This is a genomic window from Teredinibacter turnerae T7901, from assembly GCF_000023025.1.
In the GTDB taxonomy this organism is placed as follows: domain Bacteria; phylum Pseudomonadota; class Gammaproteobacteria; order Pseudomonadales; family Cellvibrionaceae; genus Teredinibacter; species Teredinibacter turnerae_B.
The window spans coordinates 4,742,580-4,759,490 of record NC_012997.1 but is presented as its reverse complement, the minus strand read 5'-3'; the positions used below and the strand labels follow the sequence as shown (position 1 = coordinate 4,759,490).

The 16,911-nt window shown below is 50.4% G+C and carries 11 protein-coding genes; 10 read left to right on the top strand and 1 reads right to left on the bottom strand.

Annotation, left to right across the window (positions count from 1 at the left end):
• Window positions 1-47: 47 nt before the first annotated feature.
• Window positions 48-1,661, bottom strand: coding sequence for a glycosyltransferase family 39 protein (locus tag TERTU_RS19110; RefSeq protein ID WP_015819193.1), 1,614 nt, complete (start codon window positions 1,659-1,661; stop codon window positions 48-50).
• Window positions 1,662-1,905: 244 nt separating this feature from the next.
• Here TERTU_RS19110 and TERTU_RS19105 point away from each other — a divergent pair, with 244 nt between their 5' ends.
• From TERTU_RS19105 to TERTU_RS19060, 10 genes are all read left to right on the top strand, one after another.
• Window positions 1,906-3,345: a GMC oxidoreductase gene (locus TERTU_RS19105; RefSeq protein ID WP_015820756.1), complete on the top strand. Its 1,440-nt coding sequence runs from the start codon at window positions 1,906-1,908 to the stop codon at window positions 3,343-3,345.
• A gap of 26 nt (window positions 3,346-3,371) precedes the next feature.
• Window positions 3,372-3,821 carry a hypothetical protein gene (locus TERTU_RS19100; RefSeq protein WP_015820384.1) on the top strand — a complete coding sequence of 150 codons (450 nt, stop codon included), beginning with the start codon at window positions 3,372-3,374 and terminating at the stop codon, window positions 3,819-3,821.
• A gap of 416 nt (window positions 3,822-4,237) precedes the next feature.
• Window positions 4,238-6,334, top strand: a complete 2,097-nt coding sequence (locus TERTU_RS19095; RefSeq protein ID WP_015820402.1) for a DUF5011 domain-containing protein — start codon at window positions 4,238-4,240, stop codon at window positions 6,332-6,334.
• Window positions 6,335-6,573: 239 nt separating this feature from the next.
• Window positions 6,574-7,872: an asparagine synthase-related protein gene (locus TERTU_RS19090; protein ID WP_015817272.1), complete on the top strand. Its 1,299-nt coding sequence runs from the start codon at window positions 6,574-6,576 to the stop codon at window positions 7,870-7,872.
• A gap of 142 nt (window positions 7,873-8,014) precedes the next feature.
• Window positions 8,015-10,003, top strand: coding sequence for an asparagine synthase (glutamine-hydrolyzing) (asnB, locus tag TERTU_RS19085; RefSeq protein WP_015816844.1), 1,989 nt, complete (start codon window positions 8,015-8,017; stop codon window positions 10,001-10,003).
• A 16-nt stretch (window positions 10,004-10,019) separates the two neighbouring features.
• Window positions 10,020-10,283, top strand: coding sequence for an acyl carrier protein (locus TERTU_RS19080; protein WP_015818521.1), 264 nt, complete (start codon window positions 10,020-10,022; stop codon window positions 10,281-10,283).
• A gap of 30 nt (window positions 10,284-10,313) precedes the next feature.
• Window positions 10,314-11,213: a carboxylesterase family protein gene (locus TERTU_RS19075; RefSeq protein WP_015818645.1), complete on the top strand. Its 900-nt coding sequence runs from the start codon at window positions 10,314-10,316 to the stop codon at window positions 11,211-11,213.
• Window positions 11,206-14,940 carry a type I polyketide synthase gene (locus TERTU_RS19070; protein ID WP_015819538.1) on the top strand — a complete coding sequence of 1,245 codons (3,735 nt, stop codon included), beginning with the start codon at window positions 11,206-11,208 and terminating at the stop codon, window positions 14,938-14,940. The genes TERTU_RS19075 and TERTU_RS19070 overlap by 8 nt, the downstream gene beginning before the upstream one ends.
• 9 nt (window positions 14,941-14,949) lie before the next feature.
• Window positions 14,950-16,053: an acyltransferase family protein gene (locus TERTU_RS19065; protein WP_015820021.1), complete on the top strand. Its 1,104-nt coding sequence runs from the start codon at window positions 14,950-14,952 to the stop codon at window positions 16,051-16,053.
• Complete coding sequence (locus TERTU_RS19060) at window positions 16,019-16,909, top strand: acyltransferase family protein (protein WP_015817402.1); 891 nt, start codon at window positions 16,019-16,021, stop codon at window positions 16,907-16,909. The genes TERTU_RS19065 and TERTU_RS19060 overlap by 35 nt, the downstream gene beginning before the upstream one ends.
• Window positions 16,910-16,911: the final 2 nt, after the last annotated feature.

Sequence of the window (16,911 nt, the reverse complement as noted above, 5' to 3'; positions counted from 1 at the left end):
AAAACACAGTTACCTAAAAAGAGATGCTCGTTTAATACCTAACTCGACTACTTGCTGGGCGCTCCCTTGCGCTTGAAGACGGTCAGGTTTTTCTTCGCATCGCTAACTTCCAGGGTGAAGTAATCCAGTAGTGGAGGTAGTTCAGCCCATCCAGCCAGGCCACTCCAGTCGGCAAGATACTGAATATCACTTTGTACGATGTAGTACATCAGGCAGTTTTGCTCAGATTCGGTGCTCGCTTTGGTTTCAGGGCAATAGGCTTCGCCGTGTTTAGCCTTGAGTGCTTCTGCGTTTACCTTGCCATCCAGATTGTAGGTCTTGTCGTGGAAATAACCTAAAGTCCCAGTTTGTACTGCTGCGACCCAGGTATCTTCCGGTACATGACTTTCAACCCAGTTTACGACTTGAATGTGAGCGTGAGGTACGCCGGTTTGAAAAATGCGGTAATTGAGGCCGGCTTCCACTGCAAAAATTACAACCGCTAGTGCAGCTACGCCCGTTTTGAGTAGTCCTCTGCTACTCTCGCCGATGATTTGCAGCAGGAAGATAACCATACCTAGTGAAAACAGAGCGAGGAACGGGGCTGTCGCGGCGAAGTACCGCCCAACAAAGTGTTTAGCGCCGAAGAAGATACCGTAGTAGATGGTAAAACAAACGACGGTGGTCAACCCCATGAGGATGAGACTTTTTTGCGGTTTTTCAACCTTGAAGAACGCCTTCACTGCGATAGCCGCTGCACCGAGCATCGCTATCGTGGAAAATAATATGACAGGTATTTTTTCCTGCAATGAAGATGGGATAGGTATGAATACCAGCAAATACTCGAGCAAGGTGGAAGGAACAACCGGTGCATTCTGCGCCAGCATACGCGCGTTTTGCGCTTGCCCGCTTATCGGCATGATCGAGCCGAAATAGATATAGTTATAGATTAGCCAAGGCGATGCGATTAGCACACTGGTTGCGCCGAAGATAAGTACCCGAATAAAGCGCTGTTTTATGTGAGATATGCCTAAGTCACTACCGCGATAAAGATAGGTAATGCATGCGGCGAAAATAATGAAAACCGAGTCTATTCTCACCCAGAACATCAGCCCCAAGAGTACACCGACCAGCAGCGATTTCTGTATGCTCCACGGTGTGGCTGCCTCCTCTTCGGTTTCGTAAAAAACGTACATCACGCAGGCAATAATGAAAACGTAAAACCCCGTCTCCAAAAAATTCATGGAGTGAGGCAGCAGTTGTGGGCTGGTAAACAGTACCGCAGATAAACCCAGTGCGTAAATCGGCGAGTGCTTATGGAATATTTTTTTTGCGAGTTTATACATGACCCAGGCAAAGGCTATGCTGACTAATACCTGAATGAGGTGCGCAAAGATTACACCTCCCAGCTTACTGCCGCCGGTGAGTAAAAATCCCAGAGACCATATAAAAGTAACAAAGGGCTGTGTGCCGTTAGTTATTAAGGTTCCATCAGCTGTGCTCATGCCAAATCCAAGTGCGAGGTATCTCGCAATCGTTAGCATCAGGTAGCCATCTTCTGTGGGGAATTGCTCGAAGATTCGCGATTCACCCAAAAATAAAGGAAGTACGCGGGAGATGAAGCCGATGAGAAAAAGTCCTAAAAAGAAAAATCGTAGCGTTTTCTGTTGTGATGTTTCCACAGCGATGTCCTTAATTACAGAAGCGAAAAATAGTGGCTTTTTTAATGATTAAATCATTGTACCTGAGATAACTGCTCGATGTGCTTTTGTATTTTTTTGATGGGAAAACACGGAATGCTTTCTATCGGGATTAATTTGCACGTTTCGCAGCATCGAACAATTTAGCATTTTAAATAGTCAATTCGGTGAAAAGTATGCGAGAATTTGTGGCAAATGAATTGGATGGATTTTCGAGTAATTCGCAATGGCAGTGAAGCATTTTGATACCTTGGTAGTAGGGTCCGGTTTTGCATCGACCTTCTTTCTGCATGAGTACCTCAAGTGGGCGCCCGAAACTGAGCGCGTCGTTGTGCTTGAGCGAGGCTTGATTAATAACGCTACCCCAGGCAAAAACTATGCCGAAGCAAAGGGGATGCCTTTTCACAAAACGATGATCAATTTGAATCCGAGCAAAGTCTGGGTTCAAAGACTTGGCTTTGGTGGTGGTACCTGCTGGACGGGCAACTCTCCGCGGATGCACCCCAATGACTTCAGAACCGCGTCGCTGTACGGTCGCGGGGAAGATTGGCCGTTTCAATACAGTGAATTGGAGCCCTATTATTGCGATGCCGAAGATCTAATGGGAATCAGCGGTGGCGAAACCTCTGTGTTTCCCCGCTCCCGTCCTTATCCGCTTCCCCCTCACCGATTGAATGGTCTGGATCGGGAATTTGCAAAAAAATACCCGGGTTTACATTTCGCAATGCCCTGCGCACGCCCGAGTGCGCCGGGTAGTGGGCGTGCTGTCTGTTGCTCGAATGGTATCTGCGAGTCCTGTCCGGTCGCTGCAAAGTTCCAGGTCGATTTTCATATGCGGGCGGTTTATGCAGACCCCAGGGTTACGCTGATTACCGAAGCAAATGTGGTTCAGCTCGATATTCAAAACGGTCAAGTTGTCGGAGCACTTTACGAGTCCGCTGGTGAGCAGCATCGCGTGACATGTGATCTCGCTGCGGTAGGTGCACATGGCATTATGTCGCCATTTATCCTCCTCAAATCTGGGTTAACTGACCCAGCGCTGGGTCGCTACCTTAATGAGCAGATTGCAATTTCCGTGGACGTCCTCTTGGACGGCGTTAAAAATTACGACGGTAGCACCATCACCACAGGCTATGGTGCAATGAAACTGGATGGTGAGTTTCGCCGTGATCACCCAGGGTTTCTGGTGGAAAACTGGAACTTGCCCTGGTTGCGCGCCGAGCGCGGACGCTGGCAGGAACGAGGCTATTTTAAGCTGGTATTTGAGGAGCTTCCCCAAGAACGAAATTATGTGGCTATTTCGGACGTAGATCCGAGCAAACCCGCAGTGAACTACGTGGATAACTCCGATTACGGAAAAACAGCATTCGCGATGGCAGACAGTTTTGTCGCTGAATTGCTGTCCGGTATGCCTGTGGAAAGTTATAAGGTCGAGGTGCCGGAAACACTCGACGGGGAAGCGCATATTCAGGGTACAACCCGCATGGGAACTGACCCAGCGACAAGCGTTGTGGATGCGAATCAAGTCCATCACAAAGTGCGAAATTTACTGTGCCTGGGAAGTGGCGTTTTTACCACCTGTCCAGCGGCAAATCCGACGCTTACGCTTTCTGCGCTTTCCTTGCGCGCCGCGCGAAAATTAAAAGGCCAAGCTTCGCCGGTGTAGCCGCGCGATAATGACAGGAGTTGATTATGGCAATTAGCCGTCGAAATATTTTGCTGGCAGCGGGCGCTGCGGTAGTGGGTGTAATGACCTATACGGGGATTACCGCCAAACCAGAAGCTATCGTTGTCTCCATATTGCAGCGCCGTCTCGGCTATCTGAAAGTGGCTGATGGTACCTTTCAGAAATTTGCCGTTGAATACATTCACTACAAGGAGAAGGAAGCGAAGCGTTTACAAATGCTGGCACTGGTCGCCTGGCCATTGCGCGTAGTAACGCCCTATTCATTGTTGCCGCAAGGGCATGCGTTGCGACGTCTTGAAAATGATGTGGTGGGCCGTTTTCTACTCGCCACGGATTTTTTTCAAAATGGGGCCGATGAGCAGCGCAGACTGCAATACATTGGTTTCTTCGATCCTCTCGAGCGCCCGTGTTCGAACCCGGTCATGCGTTTTGCGAATATGGAAAGTGCTTCTTAATTCGCAATAATTTTATTTCCGTTGCTTTTCCCCTCTTGAACCGTATGTTGCCGAAATTTCGTGACTTAAATTTCGGCTAATTCCTGTTTGATTCGCTACCTGACAACGGTTTTTACGCCGTTAGACTCGCTCCGCGCTGGACTGTTTTTCGAACGTGGCATGCCATGTCTCCACGCGTTCCTGGGCTGCGATGTTTCCTGCGCCCAATTTGTTGAACCCCTTCCGGTTAAAATGTGATCATTCAATAGTATTATAATAAATCTCGTGACACCATTCTCAAGTAGTAAGTTTGTCGTGGCGTTCTGCATACATAGTTAATTCTATAGTATTAAATATGTTCAACCTGATTCATTCAGACAACACATTTAACTTTGCAACTCACTTTAAAAAACACTACTTACAGAGGTAATAGGGGCATGAAAACTTTCGTTGCTGCACCAACTTTCTTACTACTCACCGCTTGCGGAGCAAGTCAGGTTACTGCAGGGACAGCTGGTAATAGCAACATTCAGTCAGACGTAATTCGTTCTGGCTATGAGGCGCCGGAATCAAAAGAATCCACTACAAGCGAAGCGCCTTTGCTGACCATTCTTGGCGAGCAATCTGTGTCTGTCGAACTGGGTTCTGATTACGAAGATATGGGTGTACTGGAAGCAATCGGCTCAGATGGCGAAGACCTTTACAGTAGCGTAACTGTCGATACCAGCGAACTGAACACCGAGGAGCCGGGTTCCTACCGAGTGCTGTATAGCGTGACTGACTCCCAAGGCGAGACCACCACTGTTGGTCGCGACGTCACTGTAGTTACGCAGCCTGAATCAGCACCTTTGGTTGGCAGCGCTGTAACTGCCCGCCTGAACGTGTTGACCCGCAAGGTTGGGGTTGCGCCGGAAACCATGTACTTCTCGGCAATGAAGTCCACGTCATTTAACGAGACGGATTACCTGGGCGGAACCGATGCGGAAGCCATTGCTGTATCGAAACTGACTTATCATTTTAACTTCGACGACACAGATTCTGGTTACTTCAATACAACTGGCAAAAGCCGTAACAGCCAGGTGAGCGGAGCGCCGCGAGCAATCCACACATTTGACTGTAAAGGGGCTACCGACCCGAACTGGGTGTGGAACTACTTTGGTGACGAAGCAGGCGACGGTGCTTGTGTGTTTAATGTTCAGGTGCGCGTGCAGGATACCTTTGGCGAGTACGATACCGCAGCTGTCGAAGTTGCGATAAAAACGCAGGAAGATGCCTATGCACCTGAAAAGACCTACTGTATTTCCGCAACCTCGAATTGGGAAGGTTGTCCAGCAGGCGCGATCCATGCCAACGATAGCTTGCTACCGGGCGAATACAGTGGGAACCGTGTCCTCTATCAGCGTGGTTCAGAAGTGACTTACTCCAACATTGGTATCAGCCACGGTGAGAAGAACGTGACCATTGACACCTACGGTGTGGGTTCGCGCCCGGTGGTAGGCAATATCTACGTGGGTAGTGAACTCGTGAACGATACGACCGCAGCGACTTTCGATACCTTTGTTGCTGAAGACGCGCCAAATGGCGATCGCACCGTGCGCTCAGGTTGGGCCTACGATATCACCGTAACCGGATTGCGTGTGGGTATTTTAACTGGCGGTCAGGCGGTAACCTTGATGACTGCGCACGACCTGGATATGGACTGGTCTGAAACGCCTAACGAAGACGGATTTGGACGCATTTATTTCGCATCCAATGCAAACTGGTGCGGCAAAACCGACAAGCTTGACTGCGCGAATGTGCACTACCCTTATGGTTCTTTCATCACAGATTCTGTGATCAAGGGTTACACAGGTAGTTTGCCACTGATTAATATCGGCTGTTTCAACTCGTGCATGATTGTTAACAGCGGTATGGCCGGCAATGAGGTAAATATTTCGGACGAGCACAACTCCCGTGTTATGGGTAGCTGGGGCCTGGTTGTGTCTAACAACTGGTTCCGTGGTAATCACCTGGGCGGGTCTGGTGCAAAAGCGAAATTAACTTTGCGTGTACCGGGTTCTGACCGCACAGCTTATCAGTTAAGCACTACAGCTAACCCAGAAAACTTTGCGGCTAATGGTCACATTCGTACAGAAGAGCGCTCTGAACAGTTTATTTCTTCTTACGCGATGGTTGTGGATAACAAGATCAACGATCCTGAGCAAGATCCAAATAGTGTTTCTGGTTCGTTCGTAGGCCTCGACAAGTATCACCGCTACTCTGGTGTTTACAACAACGAGTTCCTGGCTGATGCGGTGACTGCGGAGTCTGGTAAGTTCACAGTATTGGGTATGAATGGTATGCACCTCTACGCTGTAAACAACAGCATCCCATCGGTGTACGCTCCATGCTCACGTTCATCAACCGAGGTTGATGGCTACCACGACACCGCGACAATTCAGGCGATTTCTACTGACTGGTCTGAATTCAACGCACCGAAAGGATCACAGTGCTCGCGCTTGGAAGCCCCCATGGTGGTTCCAGCCGCACCCTAAGTCGCAATCCTAACCGATACAAACAAAAGGGGCCGAAAGGCCCCTTTTTCGTCGTTTATAATTTCCATTCGTCTGCCTTCGTAATCTGCTGGCTGCTCGTTCACGTAACCCCTTTCTTTTAATTAATGCCGAATTTTTTTACATTTAACTAGGCTCTGCGGCCGTTCGGTAATATTCATCTTCGTCAAAGGGATTTTTGCTTTATAGTGTGACGAAGGAATTTAGGTTGGGTTTTGGATATGGTTTCCTTTTTTAAAAATGCACTGACTGCGGAACCCCCGCGGTCGCACTATTGGCTGCAGTTGATTTCGCAGCCGCCGTCAGCAGAAATACTAGGCCTTACGGCTGGCGAGGCTATTTACGGTCAGTTTGGTGGCTGTGTACTCGATGGCAGCCGCTATGTGGCCGCGCGCGACCATCTGGGTGTGGTCAAAAAATTCTATACCCGCCCGGTTAAGGGAGAGTTGGTGTTTGCTGATTCCTTTATAGAGTTACTGCCATACGAGCAACCCATCTATGCGTTGCCCCGGGGGAAAGTTGTAGAAATTTCAGCGGACGGCTTACGCGAATTGGCGAATGTCTCGCCCGCACCTTTTGCGTCTTCACTCCAGTTGCAAGCACAGACGCTGCTGCTGGAACAAAATTACGCTGGTTTTGCGCAGTTGGTAGAGTTTCGTCTCGCGGCGGTATTTGACTGCATTAAAGCCGCAGAAAATGCAGGCTATACGGTATTCGTCGCCCTCTCCGGTGGCCTGGACAGCTCGACAATGGCCCATTATGCCAAGCGGTTTTGCGCTAACCCCATTGCGGTGACTTTGGATTTGGGTGGCAGCGAAGATGCGGAAAAAGCGCAAAAAATCGCTGCACAGCTGGCTATTCGTCATTGTGTGTTCGGGGTGAGTGAGGACGAGATTCTAGCCGCAGTAGAAAAAGCGCCGTTGCTTTGCCAGGATTTTCGGGATTTTAATGTTCACTGCGCAGCGCTCAATTGCCTATTGGCTGAAAAAATTAATCAGTGGGCTGGAGCAAATGGTGTTTCAGCAAAGCGCATGATCATTACCGGTGATTTGATGAACGAATTTGTGTGCGACTACGAAGAGGAAATCGTGGAGCAAACAAGGTATTACCGGCTTCCTCGCATTGGCAAGAAAGCGTTGCAAAAACATTTAATTGGCGGGCTGGATACTTCAGATAGGGAATGGGGTTTGTTCGCGCAGTACGGCCTGGATTGCGTGCAGCCTTATGCTGCGGTTTACGACCTTTACGAAGCTGTGCCAGAGTCGCTGCTGAGTCAGCCAGAGGTAAAGCCGCTGCTCAACAGCCATCTGGTGCCCGGGGATATTCTGCAGCATATCCCCAAATCCAAGCTGCGTGCGCAAGTGGGGGATAAAAAGTCCATGGGCGTGCTCGGGTTGTGTCACAAGCACGGGATCACTGAAGCCGTGTTCAAAGCGTGTTTAACCTCAGGTCTGGCCGGTGCTGAAACTCGAATTCCTATTATGATGGGGCGTTACTCGACAGAAACATTGCTGGCATAAGGAGGGTAAGCCTCTCCGAATTGAATATGCGGCATAATTTATGCTTGATGACAGTAAGAGGCCCTGTGTGACATCTGTATTATCTTTTGTCTAGCAATTATATTTTTTAAACCATGCCTCAAGTCTCATTTTAGGAAGAAATATGTGCGGTGTTTTTGCAATTTTTGCAACCGGTCTCGGAATTGAAGAGAAGCGACAGCTGACAACGCAAGCCCTGGTACAGATGCAACACCGCGGGCCGGATGCCTGGGGGCTATACAACAGCCCAAAAGCGACGCTCGGGCATGTGCGCCTGTCGATCGTTGATGTCGCTGCCGGCCATCAACCTATGGTAAGCGGCGATCAAATTCTGTCGTTCAACGGCGAAATTTTTAACCATGTAGAGTTGCGCGCCGAGCTGGAGTCGCAAGGCGTTGTGTTTGAGACCCGCTCTGACACAGAAGTGATCCTCAAACTCTATCAACGTGACGGAATCGAGTGTTTCCGGCAGTTCAACGGCCAGTTTGCCATCATCATTTGGGATAAGCGCGAGCAGCGACTGATCGTCGCACGCGATCGCTATGGCATTCGGCCGCTTTATATTCTGCCGTACCGGGGCGGTTGGGTGTTTTCTTCAGAGATGAAAGCTTTCGACTGTCTTCCAGGCTTTCGACGTTCCTTTTCTCCGGCCGGATTGTTAGAGCACGGCCTGCTTTGGAATACACTCGGTGAGACTACGGTTTACAACGATGTCCGCAGTGTGGAGTCTGGAACCGTCAAGATTTTTGCCACTTCTGGTGAGGAGCAAACGCGGCGCTACTATCAACTTGGTGAAGAACTGTCGGCGCGCCGAGACCAGTTCTCTTCGTTCGAACAGGCGCAGGAAGGCTTAACGCAAGCCTTGTCGGATGCAGTCACTCTGCGGCTGCGTAGTGATGTTCCGGTCGGTGCTTATTTGAGTGGTGGTATCGACTCAACGGTAATTTCCCGTCTGGTGAAAGACGCCACCAATCACGATTTCCGCACCTTCTCGGTCGCATTCGAGGACGAGTCGCTGGACGAATCGCTATACCAGAAAATGGCGAGCGAAGACGTTAATTCGCAGCACAACGAAGTGCGTGTTTCTCGCCAAAACATAGCGGACTCGATTGCCGACACAGTACGCCATACGGAGCGTCCTATTTTTCGCACTGCGCCAACCCCCTTGTATTTGCTCTCCGAGAAAGTACAGCAGGAGCGAATTAAAGTGGTGCTCACGGGTGAGGGCGCTGACGAAATTCTCTGTGGTTACGATGCCTTTAAAGAATTAAAAATTCTCGACTCCTGGAAAAAGAGCGGTTACTCACCCGAAGTGGAAAACGCTCTGCGGGATTTGTACCCGCATTTGGCTCACTACTCAGATCCAAAGCATTTTGGACTTATTCGTCTGTATTACGAGGGTTTTCTCGACGATTACGATAATGAAATGGCGGGGCTGAATATTCGGTTTAATAACAATAAAATCCTCGAGCGCTATCTCAATCCTGATTTTGGATTGCAGGTCGATAAAAGCCTTATGCGGGAGCGGATCGCAGCACAACTTCCCGCTGATTTTAAGCACTGGACGTTAATGCAGCGCAATAGTTTTCTCGAGATGAAAACCCTGTTGCAGGGGTATTTACTCTCGTCACAAGGGGATCGGATGGCGCTGAGCCACGGTGTGGAAGGTCGCTTCCCGTTTCTCGACCACCAAGTTGTAGAGCAGGCGTTTGCTATGCCTGACGAATACAAGTTGCGCGGGTTCGAACAAAAAGCGGTATTGCGGGAGGCATTCACCGGTAAGATTCCTCAGCAGATTATCGACCGACCCAAGCGCCCGTACATGGCGCCCGACCTGATTTCATTTATCGATGATTCCGGTAACTTACAGGGTATGGCTGCTGAAATGATGAACGACCAGGCGATCAAGGATGCAGGTCTGTTCAATCACGAAATGGTCGTGAAATTTCTTAAAAAATTCAAACGCGGTGTACCTAAGGATATAGGCTATCGCGATAATATGATTTTTACATTTATCTACAGTACCCAACTTTGCCACTATTGGTTGAATAAACCGGTACACGATGCACCGGATTATGGTCTCTGTACAGTTGATATTGTCGATACACTCTAATAATTGCGGACTTAGCATGATTAAAGACGACGCTAGACAGGCGCTTGTTGCGTTTATTTCTGAAAATTACATGGTCGATGAGGACGAAATTCCGTTAGACCAATCCCTTATCGATGAGGGAATTATCGATTCCTTTGGCCTCATTGAAATCGCCTCCTACTTGCAAGCAACACACGGCATAGAGATTGCGGAGGACGAGCTCATCCGCGATAACTTTGGTTCGGTTAATAAAATGATCGATTTTGCGGCGCGCAAAGTGGGGACTTCCTGCGCTAGTTAGAGCGCAGCCGCAGGGAATTGATGGTTCAGGATGAAATTGCTTTCCGGACATTTTGCAGTGCTCGCCGCACTAGTAGGATTGACGCTGGTGTTGGGCCTGATGTTGGCTGTTTACCGGTGGTACAGGCCAGCACCTGTGCCTAACGAGCGTCAACTCGCGCTAATGGATCTTATGCAAGCGGAGGCATTTATCTACCGCGGTGATCGCGGCAAGTTGACGCTACCATACCGGTTATTTATGCCGGAACGCGCCGACGCTGATCAAAAGCTGCCTTTAATACTTGTGCTGCATGCCTCGACTGGGCGCGGGAGCAACAACTTTTCTCAGCTCTCGCCAGCAGTTGAGCAGCTTACCAGTGCCAAACTCCAATCCTTGTCGGCCGCTGCTGTTATTGTGCCGCAGTGCCCGAAAGGTGTGGAGTGGACCGATGTTAAATCGTCTGGGGCGCCCTACGGTAACTACACGATGGCAGGCACCAGCGTAAGTGAGCGGTTTAAAGCTGTACTGGCGTTAATCGACGATATTATTGCGAATTACCCCATAGACCCGCGACGGATCTATATCACCGGTTCGTCCATGGGGGCGAGTGCTACCTGGCAATTTCTCTATCACTTTCCTCACGTTTTTGCGGCCGCAATACCGATGAATGGCCGCACCGACCCGAGCCAAGCGGAAATTATTGGGCAGACACCGCTGTGGATGTTTCACGGTATTCGTGACAAGGTCGCACCTATCGAAAATTCGCGTGCGATGCAGGCTGCGCTGGAAGCGCGGGGTATCGCAGCACGATTAACAGAACTCGATGCAGGGCACGGCATTGAGTACGAGAGCTTCACGCCAGAAACCTATCTCTGGTTGTTGCAGCAGGAATTAACCACGGCGCCGCGCAGTGAACGCGAAAATATAGCCTCTGGTAAAAAATATGAATGAAGTAAACGTTTCCGATACTGATATCGCCATTGTTGGCATGGCTGGCCGCTTCCCAGGTTCCGATTCCGTCGAGGAGTTCTGGCAGAACCTTATGCAGGGCAAAAGCGGTATCAGTGATGTTTCGGAAAAAGAATTGCGTGATATCGGTATTCCGCAATCGGTTTATGGTCAGCCCAACTATGTTAAGCGCACAGCCTCCATCAGTGATGCCAAGTGTTTCGATGCGGAATTTTTCGGTTTTAGTCACGCCGAGGCTCGCTTGCTCGATCCGCAACAGCGCCTGTTTTTGGAGTATGCCTGGAAAGCACTGGAATCGGCTGGCTATATTCCAGACGAAATGGATTCGCCGGTTGGTGTTTATGCCGGCTGCGGTCTCAACCGGTACTTGTTGACAAATATGGATATCGACACGGTCAACTTCGATATCGATGAGTTCCAGAAGATGATCGCCAGCGATAAAGATTTTCTGGCAACCCGGGTGGCGTACAAACTAAATTTGCGCGGGCCCGCGATTAACGTGCAGTCGGCCTGTTCCACCTCACTGCTGGCGACGCAAATGGGGATTGCCGGTTTGCTGAGTTACCAGTGCGATGTGGCACTGTGTGGCGGTGCGACCGTTGCGGTACCGCACGGTGCCGGGTACCTGCATTCGGATGGGTTAATCTTTTCCAAAGACGGTTACTGCCGACCTTTTTCCCCCGGTGCAAACGGCACCTTATTTGGTGAAGGTGTTGGCGTAGTGGTGCTGAAACGCCTCGAAGACGCACTCAACGACGGTGACGATGTGGTGGCTATTATCAGTGCCGCTGCCGTCAATAATGATGGCCGCGATAAGGTTGGGTTTACCGCACCCAGTGCCAACGGCCAAACGGAAGTTATTTCGCTCGCGCATGGGTTGGCTGAAGTGGCGCCGGAGCAAATCCGGTTTGTGGAAACCCACGGTACCGCCACGGCCTTGGGCGACCCGATTGAACTTGCCGGTCTCGCGCGTGCGTTTGGTGATTTACGGGTAGCAGAGCCATTTTGCGCGCTGGGTACACTGAAGGCCAACATAGGCCATCTGGATGCGGCGGCCGGCGTTGCGGCCTTAATTAAAACGGCGCTGGTACTGCAGCACCGAACAGTGCCACCAGTTTGCGTCAATGGCGCGGCCCCACAAATTGGCCAGGAGCAATCACCATTTTATTTTAATCGTGCACCGGTGGATTTAAGTGGTAGCACTGAAGCAGTTTATGCAGGGGTGAGTAGTTTCGGGGTAGGCGGCACTAATGTGCATTTAATTATGCGTGACGCGACCGAGTATCAGCCGTCGATTGAATTGCCCACCGGTGAAAAATATGCGTTGCCTATAAGCGCGCATCACCGGGATTCACTGAAGGCGCTGCGTAAAGAAATTGCGCGTTATACCCGCCAGTATCCAGCCTCGCTTGCCGATGTGTCCTATGTGTTGCGAGAGTCCCGCAAGCGTCTGCAGCACGGCCAGGCGGTAGTGGCCTACCCAAAAGCCGACGGCGAGCCCATGCTGGTAAATGGTGAGCAGCTGAATCTCAATTGCAACCAGCGTGCGGCATTTATGTTTACCGGTCAGGGCGCGCATTTTCTGGGGATGACTTCTGAACTTTATGCGGCGCAGCCCTGTTACGCCAAAGAGTTGGATGCAGTACTTGCGGTGTTACAGGAGCTCGGCTTGGGCGAGGTCGTCAGTTATTTGCAGGCACCGGAAAAACTGTCCACGGCGGACGAAAATCGCACCGACCTGGTTCAACCTGCGCTGGTTGCCGTGCAATACGCACTCGCCCGCTGCTTGATGCGTTGGGGAATTCAGCCAGCGATGTTGATGGGGCATAGCATCGGTGAATACACTGCTGCTTGTCTCGATGGCATTTTTGACATTCGCACCGCGTTGCGCATTGTCGCGGAACGTGGACGGCTAATGGCGGCGACTGAAGAGGGCGCCATGGTTGTTGCTTTTGCAACGCGCTCAGCGGTAGAAGCGTTACTTGACGACACGCTGGAAATTTCGATTGAAAACAGCCGTGAAAATATTGTGGTTTCCGGCAGTCATGAAAATATTAACGCGTTTATTAAACGCCTTGACGGCGAGTCAATTAAGCACGCAACATTGCCTAATCGCCACCCGTTTCATTCACGCTACATGGAACCGGCGCTCGCGCCTTTTGCTACGGCAATGGGCGAAGCGAAATTCGCACCCGCTGCTGGTTTGTTTCAGCCCGCCTCCAAGGAGGCAAAGGCGAGTCAGGCGGCAACTGTGGAGTATTGGACCGCGCACTTGCGTCACGAAGTCAATTTCAAGTTTGCGATTGAGCAGGCGGCGAAAGCCGGAATCGAAAACTTTATCGAAATTGGTCCCGGCGGAGCGCTTACCCGTTTTGTTAAAGACACGCTCGACGCAAATGTGAATGTATTTCGCACCTTAGGTAACGCAAAAACCGGCAACCCGGAAAACGTCAATTTCGACTTGGCGGTCGCGGGAATGGCGCTGCAATTTCCGCGCTTGGATATAGCCGCCTGGGGTTTTGGTGTCGACGGACGCCGCCGTGCGATACCCACCTATCCGTTTCGTAAAGAAGAACACTGGCTCTCACCAAAGCGTGTTGCGCAGAGTTCGCAAGCGCAACAAACACCGGTGGCGCGTGCGCAGTTAAACCCCAGTAACGACGACGAAGGCGGTGCGCGGCAGGATTTAGACCGCAGTTTGCTTGCGGTCTGGGCGCAGGTTTTAGAGCAACCACAGTTGACCATTGATACCAATTTTTTTGATTTGGGCGGCGATTCGCTTTCGGCCATTAAGTTGGTGAAAGATATGCATAAAGCGACGGGTATTGAGTTCACTCACTCCAGTGTGTTTGAACACCCGACCATTCGTGATTTGGTCGACCAGATGGGGGATGATGCAGAAAAGGCTGCGAGTGTGGTATTGCTCAATGGCGTCGCAGAAGGCGTGCCGGTATTTTGCTTGTGTGGAGTGCAAATTTATAAAGAATTTGCCAACCATTTTTTGCACAACCCGGTGTACGGTATGTACGCCAAAGAAGAAATTGCCATTATTCAGGACGAAGCCGAAGGCGAGGGCAGTGCTGAGGTGTCCATTGACTCTTTGGTCGATACCTACGTACAGGCGGTGATACGCCATCTGTCCGGCAAGGAGCTGATGCTTGTCGGCTTGTCATTTGGTGGTTTACTCGCGCTAGAGGTGAACCAAAAACTCACTGAGCTGGGGTATCGGGTGAAGCGGGTGGTACTGTTTGATTCGTACCTGCAATCCAGCCATTACCGGACACTTCCCAAGCTCATGGTCGACAGTTTTGCGCGCTATCAACAATACGGATTGCGGCGTTTTTCATCGATTATTGCGGGGCGGGTATCGCAAAAAGTGGCGGGCAAGCTGGGGCTTAAATCCGGTGCAAAGCGGATTGTTTGGGATCACGAGAGTGCAGAGCGCAACCGTGGCGACGCGTTTCACCGGATTGCACGCGCATTTAACGCGACGGGCAAAACCTATGATTTTGACGCGCTCCTGATAAAAGCCAGCCGTACCAATGCCGGCTTTGGGATGGCAAGTAAGCCGGATTACGGCATGTCGAAGGTGATTACCGGCAACCTGGACGTCGCCGAAGTACATGCGGACCATGTGGATATGGTCACTGGGGATGTAGTAGATGAAGTTTACGATCTTGTGCACAACTATATTAAAGCCGCTGATTGAGGTTATTGAGTGAAGCTCGAGGCGTTAACTTCACTGCGGTTTTTCGCCGCGCTAATGGTGCTGTGCAGTCACCTGCGCTTTCTTGCTGAAAGTGATAACCCGCTGGTTAAATTAATTTACGATAAAGTTTTTTGGGAAGGTTATATCGGCGTTACCTTCTTCTTCATCCTTTCTGGATTTATTCTGAGCTTCGCTTATCAGCAACGATTACAGAACCGGCAAATAGGGTTTTGGGAGTACATGAGTGCGCGCGTTGCCCGCATATACCCTCTGCATATTGTTACCTGGTTATTGGCGCTACCTTTGGTATTTTTTCTGGTGCCTTCATCGACCGAGTCTTTGACGACCTATTTCACCAATGGTGCCTTAATCCAATCCTATTTCCCTGATAGAGCCATCCATTTTTCGGCCAATATTCCGTCGTGGAGCCTGTCAGATGAAATGTTTTTTTACCTGCTGTTTCCTTTTCTTTTACGTTGCGGTAACCGGCTTCTACTCGGCTTGGTTGCGGTTTTGTTGGCATGGCACTTTGCCATTTTTTTAAGCGAATTGTCTGAACAGCGAAAACATTTTTACAACTATGTTTTCCCTCTGGCTCGCTTGCTGGATTTTGTGGTCGGCCTTTTATTGTTCCGCTGGTATAGCCAGGCATGGAAGCCGTTGCCAGAAGGCACGGCAACCCTTGTTCAGCTGGGCGCGCTGGGTTTGCTTGCTGTGTTTTTTGCGATAAAAGGTGTGATTCCCCAGTCGCTTCGTTTTGATGTTTTTTATATTTTGCCCATGGCGTTGGTGATTGTGGCGTTCGCCACTGATCGTGGCTTGTTAGCCAAAGCACTTCAAAACCCTGTGCTTGTACTGTTGGGTGAAGCGAGTTTTGCATTGTATCTCACTCATCAATTGGTTATTCGCTACGCGGAAGTGGCGGCCGGGAATTGGGCTTGGCCTATGGATGCTTTTGCGGCAGTGGTGTTGCTTGCCGTTGCGATAGCGGTGAGTGTGCTGTGTTACCTGGGCTTTGAGAAGCGACTCCACCGCTGGGCGCTGAGCAAACTTATTCCACTGGGGAAATCACTGGATCATGGACGCAACACTGCAAAAACACCGTCGAACTGATGTAGAGCTGTTGCGGATAATTGCCGCGTTTCTTATTGTATATTTTCACGGCGAAGGATTTATTCCAGCGCATTGGGCGTACGCGGGCCTCACCGTATTTTTGATCTTTATGGGGTATTACGCCTGTGTCGGCCGGCCTAAACCTATTTTTGCAACCGCGCAACGTTTGCTAATTCCCTATGCTGTGTGGTTTGTCTTTTATTTTGTGCTGCGCTCGTTTCTGGGTAAACCCATCTTTCGCGAGCACGACAACCTGTTAACTTTTGCGTTATCGTCGCCGTCAATTCACCTGTGGTTTTTACCATTTGCGTTTATCTGTATTTCCTTGTTGCACTACTTACGCCGGGCGGTGCCCGCATTGTTACTGGGAAGTGTGGCTGTGGGAATCGCGACCGTACTTATTCTCGCAGTGCCGCTATGGAAGGGGCTCGGGATATCAACGCCATTTATCCAATGGCTGCACGCGCTCGCGCCAGTGTTGATTGGTGTGGGTATCGCGCAACTTCAAACGCAACGCACTGTTTATCGCGGGTTGGCGTTGGTTTCGATCATTGTGGCTTTGGTTATAGCCACCTTGTATGGTGAGGGCCGAACGACGATCGGTTACGCGTTGGGTATTGCGTTGTGCAGTGTGCTCTTCGCAAGAGAAAGCCTTATTCGGCCTAACCGATTGGTTGATACAGTAGCGCCAACCACTATGGGCATCTACTTGGTCCACCCGGCCGTATTGGTGATTTTATATTGGCTGGGTTTGCGCGCGGATACCAACGTGGTAGTGGGGTTCGCGGTTTCTGCAGCGGGGGTGTGGCTGGTGCAAAAAGTTTTGCCACCAGCTGTAACCCGGTATCTGTTTTAAAT

Bases quoted from the DNA above. Each gene is read 5' to 3' on its own strand.
- asnB (WP_015816844.1), top strand. From the start codon at position 8,015: ATGTGCGGTGTTTTTGCAATTTTTGCAACCGGTCTCGGAATTGAAGAG.
- TERTU_RS19095 (WP_015820402.1), top strand. From the start codon at position 4,238: ATGAAAACTTTCGTTGCTGCACCAACTTTCTTACTACTCACCGCTTGC.
- TERTU_RS19075 (WP_015818645.1), top strand. From the start codon at position 10,314: ATGAAATTGCTTTCCGGACATTTTGCAGTGCTCGCCGCACTAGTAGGA.
- TERTU_RS19070 (WP_015819538.1), top strand. From the start codon at position 11,206: ATGAATGAAGTAAACGTTTCCGATACTGATATCGCCATTGTTGGCATG.
- TERTU_RS19060 (WP_015817402.1), top strand. From the start codon at position 16,019: ATGGACGCAACACTGCAAAAACACCGTCGAACTGATGTAGAGCTGTTG.
- TERTU_RS19100 (WP_015820384.1), top strand. From the start codon at position 3,372: ATGGCAATTAGCCGTCGAAATATTTTGCTGGCAGCGGGCGCTGCGGTA.
- TERTU_RS19105 (WP_015820756.1), top strand. From the start codon at position 1,906: ATGGCAGTGAAGCATTTTGATACCTTGGTAGTAGGGTCCGGTTTTGCA.
- TERTU_RS19080 (WP_015818521.1), top strand. From the start codon at position 10,020: ATGATTAAAGACGACGCTAGACAGGCGCTTGTTGCGTTTATTTCTGAA.
- TERTU_RS19090 (WP_015817272.1), top strand. From the start codon at position 6,574: ATGGTTTCCTTTTTTAAAAATGCACTGACTGCGGAACCCCCGCGGTCG.